We start from the raw sequence: 15,642 nt of genomic DNA, 5'->3' as shown, positions 1-15,642 counted from the left end.
AAACTATTAGAATTGTATATGATCAATTCTTGATATTTATTTATTATGAGACCAACCGCTAATAATTGGTCTTATTTCCGGAGGTGTTTTATTAGCAACAATTTTAAAGGTGGAAGGGGTAGAAGAAAAGAGAGAGGCCCTAGAACGAATGACCAAATCAGAATTCCAGAATGTCGTCTAATGAGTGATGAAGAACAGTATGGAGTCGTTTCTATTGATAAGGCACGTGAAATTGCTGAAGAACTTGGCGTTGATCTCATCGAGATCGCACCAACAGCTAAGCCACCTGTTGTAAAGCTAATGGACTACGGTAAGTTTAAGTACGAACAACAGAAAAAAGCTGCTGAAGCAAAGAAGAAGCAAGCTAAGGTTCAACTTAAAGAAATTCAGCTGCGTCCAAATATTGAAGCACATGATCTTGAAACTAAGCTTAAGAAGGCCTACAAATTCCTTGAAAATGGCGACAAAGTAAAATTTGTTATGCAATTTCGTGGACGTGAAATGGCCTATAAAGATATGGGGAAAGAGAAGTTTGAGTCGATTCTTGCAGGAGTTTGCGAAGAAGCCTCAGCTGCTATTGAGTCTCCAATTAAGATGATGGGGAATCGTATTATTACAATCGTTGCCCCTGTTAAAAAGAAATAACTCTTTTTTATATGTAAGTGCTTGATTTTACGTCAGGCACTTCTTCTCATATACTTCCTAAGTACCTGATATTTTTTTACTAAAAGATGATTATCCTTTGCATTAAGTGTGCAAACCTGCTACAAATATGCACTTATAGTTTTGTTATATTTTGTTGAATTCTCGATCTGTGTTTTAACACAGAAAAATTTAAGGAGTATTTAATGCCAAAAATGAAAACAAGAAGAGCTGCTGCTAAAAGATTTAAGCCAGTAGGTAACGGTAAGTTCAAAAGAAAAAGAGCAAACCTAAGACACATTCTTGAAAAGAAACCAACTGATGCGAAGAAAAGAGCTGGTAAAACAGATTACGTTCACGCTTCAGATACTGGTCGTGTAAAAAGAATGTTACCTTACGCTGCAAAAAACTAAGCGCAAGCAATTCAAAAATTAAGTTGGTCGAAACTATAAATCGACAAAACAATTTGTTTTTTTAACCTGATTTTTGGGAAGTACAAGAGTTGACGATTAATGAGTTAACCCCCAAACGTCAAAAAAATGGAGTAAATTATGTCTAGAGTTAGAAGAGGTTTTAAAGCAAGAGCGAGAAGAAACAAGGTTCTTAAATTAGCGAAAGGTTTTCACTTTTCAAGAAGAACTAAGTACTATCACGCTTCTGAAACAGTAAAAAGAGCATTACACTACAGATATATCGGTAGAAGGCTTCTTAAAAGAGATATGAGAAAGCTTTGGATCGTTAGAATCTCTGCAGCTGCTAAGCTTCTTGGTACTTCTTATTCAAAGTTCATGGGACAGCTTAAGAAGAACAATGTTGAAATCAACAGAAAGATGCTTGCGGAAATCGCTGCTAGAGACTTTGAAGGATTTAAAGCAATCTACGAATCAACAAAGTAATTCATTAAACTATTGATTTAATAAAATAAAAAACAAAACTATATAACAGGGCCTCTTTATGAGGCCTTTGTTATTTATCCCTCTATAAATTTCACTTTTACTTTTCTTTCTTGCTTGTGATCTCGAAACTCACAAAGATAAATGCCCGACCATCTGCCAATATCAAATTCTCCATCTTCAATAATTAGGGTCAGTCCTGTTTGCATAAGAATAGACTTCATGTGTGAAGGTGAGTCATCTGGGCCTTCTGCCGTATGTGTGATGAAGCTTAAGTCTCTTGGAACAAGATATTTTAAGAAGTTTTCCATATCTTCTTTTGCACTTGGATCAAATGCTTCGTTAACACATAGTGCCGCGCTCGTATGTTGAATTTGTAAAACAAGGATTCCATCACGCTCTTGTGGGTTAAGCTCTTTTGCGCAGTGACGAATTTCTTTTGTAATATTATAAAAGCCTTCCCCTGATGTGTTTACTATCTGCGTTTTTATAGGCATCATTAAACTCCAAACATTTAATATTATTAATAATAAAAGAATTATATATGACTTTATTCTCCACGCTATTAAAGCAGCTCAGTATAAAAGACTTTTTCGATATGGGAATTGTCGCTTTTATGATCTATCAAGTATTAAAGATTGTAAAAGGTACCAGAGCAATTCAAGTATTATTGGGGATGGTTTTTTTGGCCATTCTTTACTTCTTAGGAATTAATTATAATCTCTACACTGTTAATTGGATTTTAGAACACTTTTTTGATTATATTTTCATCATTTTCATCGTTATCTTTCAAGATCAATTAAGAGCAGCACTTGCGACTGTTGGTACTGGACGTAAGATGTTTAACTTCTTCGATCGTTCTCCTGTTAATTACGACCTTGAAGAAGTTATAAAAAGTGTTACGGCATTATCAAAAGAGAGAACTGGTGCACTAATTGTTGTTGAAAGAAAAAATGGACTACAAAATTATATCGACACTGGAACTGTCTTAGATGCTCAGGTTCACTCTGATTTAATTTATTCAATTTTCCAAACGATTTCTCCACTTCATGATGGAGCAATCATTTTACGTGCTGGAAAGATTCTGGCCGCTGGATGTTTTCTTCCTCTATCTAAGAATATTGAAATTGACCGCCACTTTGGTACACGCCACAGGGCCGCTCTTGGTATCTCAGAAGTTTCAGATGCTATTGTAATTATCGTTAGTGAAGAGACTGGAAAAATCAAACTTTGCTATAATGGAGAGTTCTTATATTGTCATAACGAAAACGAATTACGTGTACTTCTTAAGAAAGCTTGGTCAGGTAAAAGGCTTGATTCACAAACTCATCTTACAGGACAGGGAGTTTAGAGATGTTACGTAAAATTGAAAATAGTCGACTATTTGAATTCTTACAAAACCAATTTCTTATCCTAACAAGTTTAGCGCTGGCCGTTTTTCTATGGTTCTACGTTGTAAACTCTGAGCCAATTGAAACTGAGAGGATCTATAATCTAAGTGTGCTTCCTGCAACAAGTGTTGATGTTACATCTGTTTCTGCAAAAGAGATTCATGTCAAACTAAAAGGTGCAAGGGCCTTTTTAAAGGACTTTCATGGTGATGATCATTTAAAGTTTCAAATTGATTTGAAGAAATTGAAGGTAAAGCGCAATACTAAAAGAATAAAGTATACGATTAAGGATAGTGATCTGGTTGTCCCTTTTGGTGTTGAAGTTGTAGAAATTTCTCCAAAATATGTAACCATAAACCTTGATAAACTCATTTATAAGAATGTCCCAGTAAAATTAAATTATACAAATAATCTCCCGAAGGACTTGAAGCTTATTTCGGCCGATGTTCAGCCTTCTAAAGTTAGAATTGAAGGAGCAAGAGATATTATGCGAGGAGTAGGGCTTGTTAAAACTCGTATGATTGATCTATCTGAGTACACTGGACAAGGTGAGGCCCAAGTTGAACTTGAAGAGCTGCCAGACTTCTTAAGATACGGGGAAAAGAATATCGTAAAGTTTAAATATGATATTAGGCCGCAAAAAGCCAATTTAACATTAAAGAATATTCCTATTCTTTTTGTCGCACCTAATATTAAATTTCGCTCTCGAGTGAGAAAAGTTTCCCTAGATGTATTAAAGACAGGAAATGATAAAATTAAAGAAAGTGATATAAAGATTTATGCAGATATTCCTGCAGATATGGGTAAAAGTGCAAATATTCGTTTAAGGGCCGAACTCCCGGATGATGTGCACTTATTAAAAATACACCCAGAAGTAATAAAAGTGAGTCGTTAAAATGAGTGAAAGAAAATTATTTGGAACAGATGGAATTAGAGGAAAAGCTAATATTTACCCAATGGTTCCTGAGATCGCAACGGCACTAGGCCGTGCAGTAACATTTTATTTTCAAAAGAAAAATGAAAATAAGAAAGCACCTCTAATCATTATCGGAAAAGATACTCGTTTAAGCTGCTATATGATTGAACAAGCTTTCTCTGCTGGAGTACTTTCTCAAGGTGGACGAGTTATTTTTACGGGACCTCTTCCAACTCCTGGCGTGGCTTTTGTTACGACTTCCATGAGAGCAGATGCTGGAATTATGATCTCGGCCTCTCATAATGATTTTGATGATAATGGAATTAAAATATTTGATGCTCATGGTTTTAAGCTTCCTGATGAAGTTGAGCTTGAGCTTGAAGAACTAGTATTAAATCCTAAGCTTATCCCGCCAAAGGTTGGTGGTGAAATTGGCCGTGCTAAGAGGTTAGAAGGTGTTGAAGGGCGATACGTTGTTCACGTGAAATCAGCAATCGCTGAAGAATGTGACCTTACAGGAATGAGAGTCGTTGTAGATAGTGCCAATGGTGCTAGTTATAAAGTCGCTCCTCTTGTTATGAGTGAGCTTGGAGCAGAAGTTTTTTCAATTGGAGTAAATCCAAACGGTGAAAATATTAATTTAAATTGTGGAAGTCTTCATCCTTCAGAGGCTGCAAATGAAGTTGTAAAGCTTCGTGCTGACATTGGCTTCTGTCTTGATGGTGATGCTGATCGTATTCAGGTGATTGATAAGAACGGTGGATTAATTGATGGTGACCGACTAATTGGAATTTTTGCTAAGTTACTTCTTGATCAAGGTAAACTAAAAAAGGGAGACACTGTTGTTGGTACAATAATGTCGAACTTAGGACTTGAGAATTATCTGAAGAAACTTGGCCTTAACTTTCATCGCACTAAAGTTGGTGATCGCTATATCATGGAATATATGAAGAGCGAAAATGCCCTTTTAGGTGGTGAGCCTTCTGGTCACATCATCTTCCTAGAGCATGCAACGACAGGGGATGGAACACTTGCTGCACTTAAGGCCATAGAAGCAACTTTTTACTTTAAGAAATCAATAAATGAACTTTCTGAAGAAATTGAATTATATCCTCAAATCCTTAAGAATGTTTCAGTTTCTCAAAAGAAAAGCATTGAAGAGATGCCTGGCTTTGAAAAAGAATTAAGAGCTTGTGAGGAAGAGCTTGGAAATGAAGGGCGTGTTATTTTCCGTTATTCAGGAACAGAGCCTCTTGCTCGAGTAATGGTTGAAGGAAAGAGCAGTGCTCTAATTGAAGCGGTATGTGATCGTCTGGTTGCCGCTCTTAAAAAGGAAATAGCGTAATGAGTACAAAGAATATAGCTAGATTAGGTGTTAATATTGATCATGTTGCAACGTTAAGACAACAACGCGATGAAGGTTATCCAAGCGTTGCCGATGCAGCTGCTCATGTATTAAAGGCCGGTGCGGATCAAATTACAATCCACCTAAGAGAAGATCGAAGACATATTCAAGATACTGACTTAACAAGTGTTATGGCCGTAACAAAACGCTATGAAAAACCACTTAATCTAGAAATAGGATGTGCCAAAGAGATTGTTGAGATAGCAGCAGACTTTAGGCCAGAGTGGATTTGTCTTGTTCCTGAAAAAAGGGAAGAGAAGACAACTGAAGGTGGTCTTGATCTATTGAGTGATAACTTTTCTAAGGTACAAGATTCAATGAATTATCTTCGCGAAAAGACACCAAATACGAAAATTTCACTCTTTGTAGAAGCTGATACTAAAGTAATGCAAAGATGTATTGACTTGAAGGCCGATGCTGTAGAAATTCACACAGGTGCTTATGCAATCGACTTTTTAAAAGAAGGTGACTTAAATCCTCATTTAGAAAAATATGTTCAATGCTTCAATTATCTTGAAGATAGTGGGGTTTCCTTCCATGCTGGTCATGGCCTTACGATGGAGAGTGTAAAACCTCTTTTAGAGCAGGGTTTATTTGTTGAATATAATATTGGTCACTGGATTGTATCTCAGGCCGTCTTTAGCGGAATAGCTAATGTGACTTCTGATATGCTTAATTTGTTTAGAAACCATCCAATTAAGTAAGGAATGCTTTTCCTTTCGTTGCTTTAAAAATTTTAATCGTTGAAAATATTCTTAAATGAATTTTAAGGAGAAACCGTTGTTTGACTACAAAGACGTTAGACATTGGAAGAAAGTTTACCAAAGCGATATTTCAAATATTATTGTCGAATTAAAAGAATCATTAAAAGAGCCAGCAATCGTTGTTTTAAATGGGCCAGTTGGTGCAGGTAAGACAACTTTTACAAATATTTTTCTTGGTGAAGATAATTCTGGATCTCCAACATATTCTCTAATCAATGATTGCGGAGAAGTTGTCCATGCTGACTTCTATCGTCTTGAAACAGCAGAAGAGATCATGCATTTAGAACTTCCTATGTACTTAGAAGAGAAGAAGTACTTTCTAGTAGAATGGGGAAAAGACTATATTCGTGATATTTATCGTGAACTCTCAGATGATTTCCATTATTTTCAATTAGACATTGAAAGCAATGAAGTTAAAGATGGACACGATGAAGCCTCAAGAAACTACTTTCTGAAAAAAATTATTTTTTAACATCTTCTAACAAGTGGGCAGAAATAACCGAGTAAGTCTGTTTTTAAATAGATTTACTTGCCTCTTTTTTGCCTTCAAGTATCTGAATTTATTAGCTTTCTATAGATATATTAAATGAAAAATATTTTTTCATAATAATTGATTAAATCGAGTTGACTTTAAGTCTGATGGGCTGACATAATATTTAGGAAGAAAGATTTTATAGATAAGGTCTTTCAAGGAAAGGATAGCATGGAAAGCGACTCCTGATTAGCACACACTTGCTTAAAGTATAAAAAACTAATTTTTTATTTAACATTTGGATTTATGGAGGAAGACCAATGAGACTCACTTCGAAAGGACGCTACGCAGTTAGAGCAATGCTTGATCTAACTACAAACAGCAACGGTAACCCTGTTAGACTACAGGAAATTTCAGAAAGACAAAACATTTCACTACACTATCTTGAGCAGCTTTTTAGAAAGCTAAGAAATGGTCAAGCAGTTAAGTCTGTAAGAGGACCAGGTGGTGGTTATGTTCTTGCTCGTTCGATGGAAGAAATTACAATTAAAGATGTTCTTGAATGTGTTGGTGAAAACATCAACCCTGCTAAGGATATTCTTGGAACAGAAGCTGAACAAGCAAATACAGTAGAGTTCCACTTATCAAAGAATTATTTCCAAAACCTTGGTTTCATTATGAGCGAATACCTATCGACAACTTCTTTAGGTGACCTTATTAGAAAATCAGGTGAGGTTGAGTCTGAAGTAAGAGGTAACGAAGAGCGCACTAATGAGCAACCTTCACAAACAGTTGAAGCTCAAACTCAAAGCACATCTACAGAAAGTGCATTTAGCGAGTACGCTTCAGGAATCAGATCAGGCTTAGGTGAAATTAATCAATAATTGTCTTTATCTAGATTATAATGCTACGGCCCCCTTAGTGAAACCAGTTGAAGATTGGCTCACTAAGGGGGCCGCATGCTTTGGTAATCCGGCCTCTACCCATCAATTAGGTAGAAAGTCGAAATCTCTTATCAATGCAACAATTGATACAATTCAATCAACTTTTAATGCTAGGGAATACGATGTCTTCTTTCACTCAGGTGCAACAGAGGCCATTAATAGTGTTGTAAAAGGCTTTAGCTTCAATTCATTAAAAGCAAAGAGGCCATTTCATGTTCTATGCTTTGATAGCGATCATTCTAGTATGGTCAATCAAAGAGAGCACGTAGAAATATTAGGTGGTACGTTTCAAGTTTTAAATACTAAGGATGGTGACTTCAATAAAGAAGAAGTTATTAAGGCCTTAAAAGGACTTGAGGGTGATAAGCTTATTAATTTCACTTACGTAAATAATGAAAGCGGTGTTGTTTGGGATTTAAATGAAGTGTTGGAGATAAAGAATGAGACAGGTGCAACTGTCCATATTGATTGTGTTCAACTTGTTTCTAAGGTTAAAGATTGGCAAAAGCTTCCTTTAGGTCTTGATTACTATACATTTTCTGGCCACAAATTTGGTGCCATGAAAAGTGTTGGCTTTACCCTTATCTCGACAAAGTCTAATTGGACTCCACTTATACGTGGAGGCGGTCAACAGAAGGCCATGCGTTCGGGAACGGAGAATGCATTTGGTACAAATACTATTAAGCTAGCTCTTGAATACAATCTTGAAAAATTTGATTACGATAAAGTAAATAATGCCAAAGTCGAAATTGAAAAATGGTTATTAGAAAACTTCAAAAATGAGATTACGGTAATTGGTGCTAATGCTAAAGGCCGTAATGCCACGACAATCTTCTTTAGTATAGGTGAGCGAGATATTAATACCCTTATGATGGCACTTGATATGGCCGGTATCTGCGGATCAAGTGGCTCAGCATGTGCTTCTGGTATTATAAAGCCTTCTCGAGTGGCAAAAGCCTATGGATTAGATGATATTTCTTCGACTAATGTTCTACGATTATCTCTTTCTCCGTTCACAGAAAGCTCTAGTGAGATCATTCAAAAGCTAGATCCTGTTCTATCTAAATTTCTAAAATAATCTCCGCATGATGCGCCGCAATGTGCGCTTTGACATCAAGGAACTATTTTGAAATGAGTTCATTTTGACCTCAGGACGCATTATGCACCTCGATTAACTATTTGAATTTACTTGAGTGAATCAGTTCAAAAGTTGGCACGTGCATTGCTTTAATTAAAGTATCAATGGTTGGATGGCCTTGGTTCTTTAAAAAGAGTCCCACTTAACACTTCTACCGACCATGCTGAAAAACAAGAATTTGTTTTTTTCTCTTGCTCTAAAATCCTACCTTTTCTTTTAAAGTACAAGCCAAGGCCCCATTTTTATTTTGCACCAGAATCAATAAGTATATTTATACACTCTTCATTTCCATTTCTCTTGGCATAATCAAGTGCACTTTTATTGTGAGTATCTTTCATATTTAAATCGGCCCCCGCTTCAATTAGGGCCATAAGAATTTTAGGGTTACAATTTAAACTCTTATCCATTGCCATGGTAAACTTTCGATTATTAAAGATTATATTTGGATTTGCCCCTGCTTTTAATGCATGAATAACTTCTTCGTCATCCTCCATCGCTAGGCTTGCAATTAAGACCTCATCAAAGTTTTTATAATTGCTATGATTTTTTATATTAGTGCGCTCTAATTCTTTTCTACTCTCTCTTGAGATTTCAATAGGAACAGGAGACTCGAACGTTGTATTAGCGGCCTTTGTTCCGTTACGAGAAATATAAGTAGCAAGACCTATAAAAAATATGACAAGTGGAATGGTAAGTTTATTCAAGTAGCACTGCCTCTGATAATTTTAGTGGGAAGAATTGCTTTGGCCTTTTATAGATAAGAGGTTTTGCCCCTCCAAATTCTTCAATTAAATATTCTGTCATAAGATCTTGAACAATTTTTGCATTATATTGTTCGCTTCCATTGGCCTTATATACATGATGAAAGAAGCCAAAGAATATATCTCCTGATTTCGTCTTTAGCTTACCTGCTAGAGACTTTGTATTCATTAGAGTTCCTGTCTTGGCCATTATTGATCCTAGGTTTCGACGTGCATTTAAGCGATTGGCCAATGTTCCTATATCAACTCCAGCAACTGGTAATATATCGCTAAGTCCTTTACCATAGTCTGCTAATTCTAACTCTAATTGTTCATATGCTTTAACTATAATGGCACAAGTTGCGTAATTATCAACACGCTCATCATTGATCTTTGAATCTAGGCCTGAGCCTGTGTAGAGTAGTGCATGGGGCTCTTGATCTTTAAATCCAATTCGTTTTTGGTAGTAGTCGTTTCCAAATGATTCTTCAGCTAAATTTTCTAGAAACCAGTCTCCATATGATCTTGCGCCAAAGCTTCGATAAGTTATATCTGCAAGCCAATTATGCGACACTGAGTTTTGATACTTAAGATAAGTCAGCAGTTTTGGAGCAGTCAGCGTGAAATTGTAATTATAATCAATCAAAGGAATTCTTGTACTGTAGAAAACATTTTTAGTACTCATTTTGTAATCAGAATATCTTGAAGAGATTCCAAGCTCGTTAAGTATTTCAACCGGAGTATTTTTTAGAAATCTTCTTAGTCTCGATTGAATGTCCTTATTAGTATCTAAATTGAAATATTCTTCAAGTTGCTCAATATTATATTCTTTTGAATACCACGCTTCGCTCATACTCATGCGTGAGTATAGGGCAATTGCAAATATTGGAGTGTAGTTATCAAAACTTAAATTATCTAGTTCTGTTATTCCAAAAGCATTTAATCTGCCTATGAGATAGAAGATTTTATCTTCGTTAAACATGCCATCATCAGATCCAATAAGATGTATATTTCTTCCATCGGAAATGACTTCTGTTTGATGCTCATAGTTTGGGCCTTGTGTTTTTAAGGCCATAAGACTTGTTAGAGGTTTTGAAGTGGATGCTAGCCTCGCTTTTAGATGGGCCGTTTTTCCGTATATTTCTCCATTGTAGAGATAGCAAAATCCATGCTCCTTGCTATCAAGGCCAAATTCTTTAGAGAGCTCTAACCATTTATTGGCAATCCCATTGTGGATATTAGCATTTACACTAATGGCAAAAAGGAAAATGGATATAAGTTTGAACGAATTCATGAAGGGGGATTCTAGGTAATTTGGTCTCTTCGGTCAAGAGCTGATGTCTTTGTGCGTTATTAAGATTTTCTTAAAGTTGTGCTTTTAGAATTGGTAGAATTGATGCCAATCCATTTGTTATCATTTCAACAGACATGGCCAGGAGAAAGAGCCCCATGACACGTGTTGTTACATTAACACCAAGTTGGCCAACTTTTTCACTAATTGTATTCGCATTGATCAGAGCAATGTAGATACATAGAACGGCAAGAAGTAGGATCGGAATACTTAAGGCCCAGTCAATTGGAGACGTCAGTTTTTGCGCGTAGATGATAGTCGTTGATATGGCCCCTGGTCCAGCAAGAAGTGGAATGGCCAAAGGTACTATTCCAATTTCACGAATTGAATCGTCATCCATTTCATCTTGCGTAAGTTTAGATTCAACGTCTTTTGCATTGATCATGGAAGTTGCCATAGAGAAAATAAGTATACCTCCTCCTACAGTAAAGGCCCCTATTGATATGCCAAAGAAGCTTAGGATTTTCTTTCCAATAAATAGAGAGATTACAAGAGTAACAAAGACGGCAATGGAACAAACTCGCACCATACTCTTTCTTTGAGTCTTTGAAAGATTCTTTGTCAGTCCCATAAACATTGGGAGTGCTCCAATTGGATTAACAACAGAGAGAAGGGCAACAAAGAATGAGATCATGTGAGCAGTTTTCATATCTAGATTATGACTGCTTTCAATAAATATTCAAGTTAGAATCTTTACGTATGTTATAATTTTATAAACTAATTTTGGGTGAGACGTGATTCTAGACTTTTTAACATTCAGAGGGCATGGAGCGCGAAAAGAGTTTCTGATATTTGGGCTTATCTTTCCAATAGTGATGACTCCAATTGTAATCTTCGGGCCTATTGCTGCTTTTCCTGGTGATAAAGGAGGGCTTTCTATGTCACCGTCTGGAGAGGTCTTGTTTGCTATTTTAATATGCTTTACTTTCTATATTCTAATCAGTTCATTTGTTAGAAGAACTAGAGATATATTCGGTAGATTCATGCCAGAGTATATATTGCTTGCTCATGGAACAATGATGATACCAATTATAGGACAACTTTTCTTGGCCGCATTTCTTGTTCTTTGTCCTGGTTTTATTTCAAGTGAATATACAAGAGTTGCTAAAAATAAGTATGTATTAAAATTCTTCTCCAATCGACTCGTTTCGATTACAGTTTCTTTGTTTGTTTTTCCAATCGCACCGGTTTTATTTTTTGTCGCTCAGTACTATTACAATTTAAGTAATCTGTAAAAAATAGGAAAATAGGTACGTCGATACTTTTCGACATTTCATAATGTTATATGTTTAAATTTTTGTTTTTTCATCATCTAGAAAACTATTTCTATGTAACATGAAGCATATTAGTAGGGTCCCTAATACAAAAGTCTAAAAAGAATAACTTTTATTAATATTAGATGCTTTAAAACTAAGCTCAATTGTTACTGTCTTGTGTATGTGATTGAAGTGTCGAAAAGTATCGACGTACCGGTTTGTGGTGTAAGCTGCGCTAAATTATCGCTTAAATTACGTGGGCATTCCCATTGCTCCTGAGGCAACAAAGCCGGGCTTGAACCCGGCTTGTTGAATTAAGTATATTAGCTAAAGAATGGGGAGCTGTCGACGCGTCCAATAGTCTGCCTTTGGGCAGACAATGCCGCGTCTACTCATCAATTTTGTCCCAATCTAGATCATTTGAAATCGTTACACCTGAAATTGTTTTTTGAACATCCTTTTTAATAAAAGGGAAGTTGATTGCAGTCGGGTTAAAAGGCTCAAGAACTCCTTCTTCTAACACTTCATCAAAAGCGATAAAGATTGATTTTGGAGAAGCTTCAACTAAGTGTGAAAAGTAGAAGTCTTCAGGAAGCTCTGGAATATCAATTTTGATATCCTCTTCTTCACGTCCTTCTAAGATTGCTTCATTCATTGCCGCTTCTGCTTGTAGTGCCATGATTTGTTTAACTGGAGACTCTTCAGTCGTGTCACGAACAATAATTGATCCCTTGATATTTGCAGGATTAAGATTCTTCGTTAGATTCCAGCTAGCAATATTGAAGAAGTCTAAATAGAAAGTAGACTTTCCATATTTGATCTTTCTTGGAATCTGTAATTGCTGTAAGAATTTACGCGTTGATTCATCTTTTGACTTACGAGCAAGCTTTTGCGCCAACTTCGCATCCTGAACTCGAATGATGTAAGCTCCGGCCTCTTTTGTCGATCTAAATAGCATATATTGGAACGCCACACTAAAGAGGGTATATAATTTATGTTGGGCCAAGTGTACTAATTGTGCATCGCTTTCAACTAGTGTTTTTACTGATTCGTACAGATCTTGTTTGCTTAACTGTGAAGACATACGTTCATTCCTTAATTTTAGTGTGAAAATTTTTTTAAGAACTACGTCATTTTTTGTCAACCGCTTTTATCAAAAATAAATACTTAAATATTCTTTGTTTTGGCCGTAAAAAAGCCTTATAACTCGTTGACTTGAATGGCTTTTTTCTCTAATATGCAACACTGATTATTTTGTATTTAAGGTATCTGTAAATTTGGACATCCATATTTATTTGGACTCTTTTAAAATATTAACAACCTCAAAACGGAGTTAAGAATGGTTAACAACAAATTGATGGCGAAAACGAGAAACATTGGTATCTCGGCTCACATCGACTCTGGTAAGACAACTCTTACAGAGCGTATCCTTTTCTATTGTGACATGATCCACAAAATCGAAGATGTTCGTGGTGGTGGTGCTGGTGCAACTATGGACCACATGGAACTTGAGAAGGAAAAAGGTATTACAATTACATCTGCTGCAACGACAGTTCACTGGAAAGGTATCGAAGGTAAAGGTACGACATTTGCTGATGGTATCGATAAAGATACTCGTGTAAATATCATTGATACTCCGGGTCACGTTGACTTCACAGTTGAGGTTGAAAGATCACTACGTGTTCTTGATGGTGCTATCCTTGTTCTTTGTTCTGTTTCTGGTGTTCAGTCACAGTCAATTACAGTTGATAGACAGATGAAAAGATATAACGTTCCTAGAATGGCTTTCTTAAACAAGATGGACCGTATGGGAGCGAATGCATTCAATGGTAGAGATGCTCTTAAAGAAAAACTAAACCACAATGCTGTACTTATGCAATGTCCAATCGGTGCAGAAGACGAATTCGTTGGTGCTGTAGACCTAATTACAAGAAAAGCATGGTACTACGACGGTGATAACGGTGAAAAAGTTAGAATCGAAGACTGTCCAGCTGATCTAGTGGATAAAGTAGAAGAGCTTAGATCTGAAATGGTTGACGCTGTTGCTGAATTTGATGATGACGTAATGGAAGCATACCTAGAAGGTAATGAGCCAACTGAAGAACAACTTCACCTATGTATCAAAAAAGGTGTTCAATCTCTTCAACTTACTCCAGTTTACATGGGGTCAGCTTTCAAGAACAAAGGTGTACAAGCACTTCTTGAAGCAGTTGCTAGATACCTTCCTTCACCACTTACTTGTGCTCTTCCAACAGCTGTTGATTCAGAAACTGAAGAAACAGTTACGATCACTCCAGATCCAGAACAAGATCTACTTGCGATGGCATTCAAGATCACTGATGAGCAATTCGGTCAGCTGACTTATACAAGAATCTATAGAGGTACACTAAATAAAGGTGATACTGTTTACAATACAAGAACAGGTAAGAAAGTTCGTATCGGACGTATGGTTCGTATGAATTCTAACGATAGAGAGAATATCGATTCAGCTCACGCTGGTGACATCATCGCTATCGTTGGTATCGACTGTGCATCAGGGGATACTTTCGTTGGTAACGACGATAACATGAACCTATCACTAGAAGGTATTCACGTTCCAATCCCAGTTATCGAGCTATCGATTTCTTGTAAGGATAAGAACGAGCAAGCTAAAATGTCTAAAGGTCTTGCAAAATTCCTTAAAGAAGACCCGACTTTCCACGTATACACTGATGAAGAATCAGGTGAGACACGTATCGCTGGTATGGGTGAGCTACACCTTGAGATCTACGTAGAGAGACTTAAGCGTGAGTTCGGTGCTAACGTAGAAGTTGGTGCTCCACAGGTTAACTACCGTGAAACAATCAGAACTGAAGCAGCTTTTGATTACACTCACAAGAAGCAAACTGGTGGTTCTGGTCAATTCGGTCAAGTTGTTGGTCTACTTAAGCCACTTGCTGAAGAAGATAAGGATAAAGAAGATCAAGTATTTAAGTTCAATAACGAAATTAAAGGTGGATCAATTCCTAACGAATTCATCGGTGCCTGTGAAAAAGGTTTCCAAGACGTTATGGACAAAGGTCCTCTTGCTGCATTCCCAGTTATTAACTGCGAAATCTTCCTAAGAGACGGTAAGTCACACGACGTTGACTCTTCTGATATGGCATTCCGTATTGCTTCTAGACAAGCGATGAGACAAGCTATCAACAAAGCACAACCAGTTCTTCTAGAGCCAGTTATGAAAGTTGAAGTTACAACTCCAGATGAATTCCAAGGTTCTGTAATTGGTGACCTTTCTTCAAGAAGAGGGATGATCCAAGGTTCAGAAACTGATCCAGGTGGAGAAGTTATCATCAATGCTGAGGTACCACTTTCAGAAATGTTTGGTTACTCAAATGACCTAAGATCTATGTCTCAAGGTAAAGCATCATACACAATGGAATTTTCTCGTTACCTAGATTGTCCATCTAACATCCAAGAGGAAGTTATGAAGGCACGTAAAGAGAAACTTGCTAATGAGGATTAAAAATTAATATGCCCAAAGGCATATTGAATTTTTAATCTGCTCCCAGAGCTTGAAATTCAGATTTTCAATAAAGACGGCCGGTTTATACCGGCCGTTCTTTTTTCAGGAGCAATGGGAAGGTTGTCGTAGTAAAAGGGGGCGCTAGTCTAGCGCCCACCGTTTGAAATTCAAAATTAATTCAACAAGCCGGGTTCACGCCCGGCTTTGTTGTCTCAGGCGCAATGT

At 36.7% G+C, this 15,642-nt stretch carries 17 protein-coding genes; 12 read left to right on the top strand and 5 right to left on the bottom strand.

The features are described from left to right. Positions 1 to 45: 45 nt before the first annotated feature. The 3 genes from infC (at position 46) to rplT (ending at position 1,538) form a co-directional block, all read left to right on the top strand. Positions 46 to 645 carry a translation initiation factor IF-3 gene (gene infC, locus BALOs_RS08550; protein WP_255509247.1) on the top strand — a complete coding sequence of 200 codons (600 nt, stop codon included), beginning with the start codon at positions 46 to 48 and terminating at the stop codon, positions 643 to 645. Positions 646 to 848: 203 nt separating this feature from the next. Continuing rightward, on the top strand, positions 849 to 1,055 hold the full coding sequence (gene rpmI, locus BALOs_RS08545; protein WP_115363003.1) for a 50S ribosomal protein L35: 207 nt from the start codon (positions 849 to 851) through the stop codon (positions 1,053 to 1,055). Positions 1,056 to 1,193: 138 nt separating this feature from the next. Continuing rightward, positions 1,194 to 1,538: a 50S ribosomal protein L20 gene (rplT, locus tag BALOs_RS08540; RefSeq protein ID WP_115363001.1), complete on the top strand. Its 345-nt coding sequence runs from the start codon at positions 1,194 to 1,196 to the stop codon at positions 1,536 to 1,538. Positions 1,539 to 1,612: 74 nt separating this feature from the next. Here the strand turns inward: rplT and BALOs_RS08535 are convergent, their stop codons facing one another. Then, complete coding sequence (locus tag BALOs_RS08535) at positions 1,613 to 2,032, bottom strand: secondary thiamine-phosphate synthase enzyme YjbQ (RefSeq protein ID WP_162929623.1); 420 nt, start codon at positions 2,030 to 2,032, stop codon at positions 1,613 to 1,615. Positions 2,033 to 2,079: 47 nt separating this feature from the next. Here BALOs_RS08535 and cdaA point away from each other — a divergent pair, with 47 nt between their 5' ends. The 7 genes from cdaA to BALOs_RS08500 all read left to right on the top strand — a co-directional run bounded on the left by cdaA (position 2,080) and on the right by BALOs_RS08500 (position 8,505). Then, positions 2,080 to 2,886, top strand: a complete 807-nt coding sequence (gene cdaA, locus BALOs_RS08530; RefSeq protein ID WP_115362997.1) for a diadenylate cyclase CdaA — start codon at positions 2,080 to 2,082, stop codon at positions 2,884 to 2,886. A 2-nt stretch (positions 2,887 to 2,888) separates the two neighbouring features. After that, on the top strand, positions 2,889 to 3,821 hold the full coding sequence (locus tag BALOs_RS08525; protein ID WP_120404909.1) for a YbbR-like domain-containing protein: 933 nt from the start codon (positions 2,889 to 2,891) through the stop codon (positions 3,819 to 3,821). 1 nt (position 3,822) lies between these two features. Next, on the top strand, positions 3,823 to 5,187 hold the full coding sequence (gene glmM, locus BALOs_RS08520) for a phosphoglucosamine mutase (protein WP_115362993.1): 1,365 nt from the start codon (positions 3,823 to 3,825) through the stop codon (positions 5,185 to 5,187). Further along, positions 5,187 to 5,951, top strand: coding sequence for a pyridoxine 5'-phosphate synthase (locus tag BALOs_RS08515; protein ID WP_120404908.1), 765 nt, complete (start codon positions 5,187 to 5,189; stop codon positions 5,949 to 5,951). Before glmM ends, BALOs_RS08515 begins: the two co-directional genes overlap by 1 nt. A gap of 76 nt (positions 5,952 to 6,027) precedes the next feature. Next, complete coding sequence (locus tag BALOs_RS08510; protein ID WP_158536898.1) at positions 6,028 to 6,483, top strand: tRNA (adenosine(37)-N6)-threonylcarbamoyltransferase complex ATPase subunit type 1 TsaE; 456 nt, start codon at positions 6,028 to 6,030, stop codon at positions 6,481 to 6,483. Positions 6,484 to 6,803: 320 nt separating this feature from the next. After that, the gene (locus tag BALOs_RS08505; RefSeq protein WP_115362987.1) at positions 6,804 to 7,367 is read left to right on the top strand and encodes an Rrf2 family transcriptional regulator; all 564 of its coding nucleotides are present in this window, start codon (positions 6,804 to 6,806) and stop codon (positions 7,365 to 7,367) included. After that, a complete protein-coding gene (locus BALOs_RS08500) occupies positions 7,351 to 8,505 on the top strand; it encodes a cysteine desulfurase family protein (RefSeq protein ID WP_120404907.1) in 1,155 nt (384 codons plus the stop codon). The genes BALOs_RS08505 and BALOs_RS08500 overlap by 17 nt, the downstream gene beginning before the upstream one ends. Before the next feature lie 302 nt (positions 8,506 to 8,807). Here BALOs_RS08500 and BALOs_RS08495 read toward each other — a convergent pair whose 3' ends face one another. The 3 genes from BALOs_RS08495 to BALOs_RS08485 form a co-directional block, all read right to left on the bottom strand. After that, the gene (locus BALOs_RS08495; protein ID WP_120404906.1) at positions 8,808 to 9,269 is read right to left on the bottom strand and encodes an ankyrin repeat domain-containing protein; all 462 of its coding nucleotides are present in this window, start codon (positions 9,267 to 9,269) and stop codon (positions 8,808 to 8,810) included. Continuing rightward, complete coding sequence (locus BALOs_RS08490; RefSeq protein ID WP_120404905.1) at positions 9,262 to 10,599, bottom strand: D-alanyl-D-alanine carboxypeptidase; 1,338 nt, start codon at positions 10,597 to 10,599, stop codon at positions 9,262 to 9,264. The genes BALOs_RS08495 and BALOs_RS08490 overlap by 8 nt, the downstream gene beginning before the upstream one ends. A gap of 70 nt (positions 10,600 to 10,669) precedes the next feature. Then, positions 10,670 to 11,305: a MarC family protein gene (locus tag BALOs_RS08485; protein WP_120404904.1), complete on the bottom strand. Its 636-nt coding sequence runs from the start codon at positions 11,303 to 11,305 to the stop codon at positions 10,670 to 10,672. Between the two features lie 163 nt (positions 11,306 to 11,468). Here BALOs_RS08485 and BALOs_RS08480 point away from each other — a divergent pair, with 163 nt between their 5' ends. Beyond that, positions 11,469 to 11,891 carry a hypothetical protein gene (locus BALOs_RS08480; RefSeq protein ID WP_240406471.1) on the top strand — a complete coding sequence of 141 codons (423 nt, stop codon included), beginning with the start codon at positions 11,469 to 11,471 and terminating at the stop codon, positions 11,889 to 11,891. A 409-nt stretch (positions 11,892 to 12,300) separates the two neighbouring features. On the opposite strand, the gene BALOs_RS08475 is transcribed toward BALOs_RS08480, so the two are convergent. Further along, complete coding sequence (locus tag BALOs_RS08475; RefSeq protein WP_120404902.1) at positions 12,301 to 12,996, bottom strand: hypothetical protein; 696 nt, start codon at positions 12,994 to 12,996, stop codon at positions 12,301 to 12,303. A 255-nt stretch (positions 12,997 to 13,251) separates the two neighbouring features. Here BALOs_RS08475 and fusA point away from each other — a divergent pair, with 255 nt between their 5' ends. Further along, the gene (gene fusA, locus BALOs_RS08470; protein ID WP_115362973.1) at positions 13,252 to 15,417 is read left to right on the top strand and encodes an elongation factor G; all 2,166 of its coding nucleotides are present in this window, start codon (positions 13,252 to 13,254) and stop codon (positions 15,415 to 15,417) included. Positions 15,418 to 15,642 lie beyond the last annotated feature (225 nt).

Source organism: Halobacteriovorax sp. BALOs_7, assembly GCF_003612895.1.
Taxonomy (GTDB): domain Bacteria; phylum Bdellovibrionota; class Bacteriovoracia; order Bacteriovoracales; family Bacteriovoracaceae; genus Halobacteriovorax_A; species Halobacteriovorax_A vibrionivorans.
Note: the sequence above shows the minus strand (reverse complement) of the source record. Positions and strands in the feature narration are given on the sequence as shown.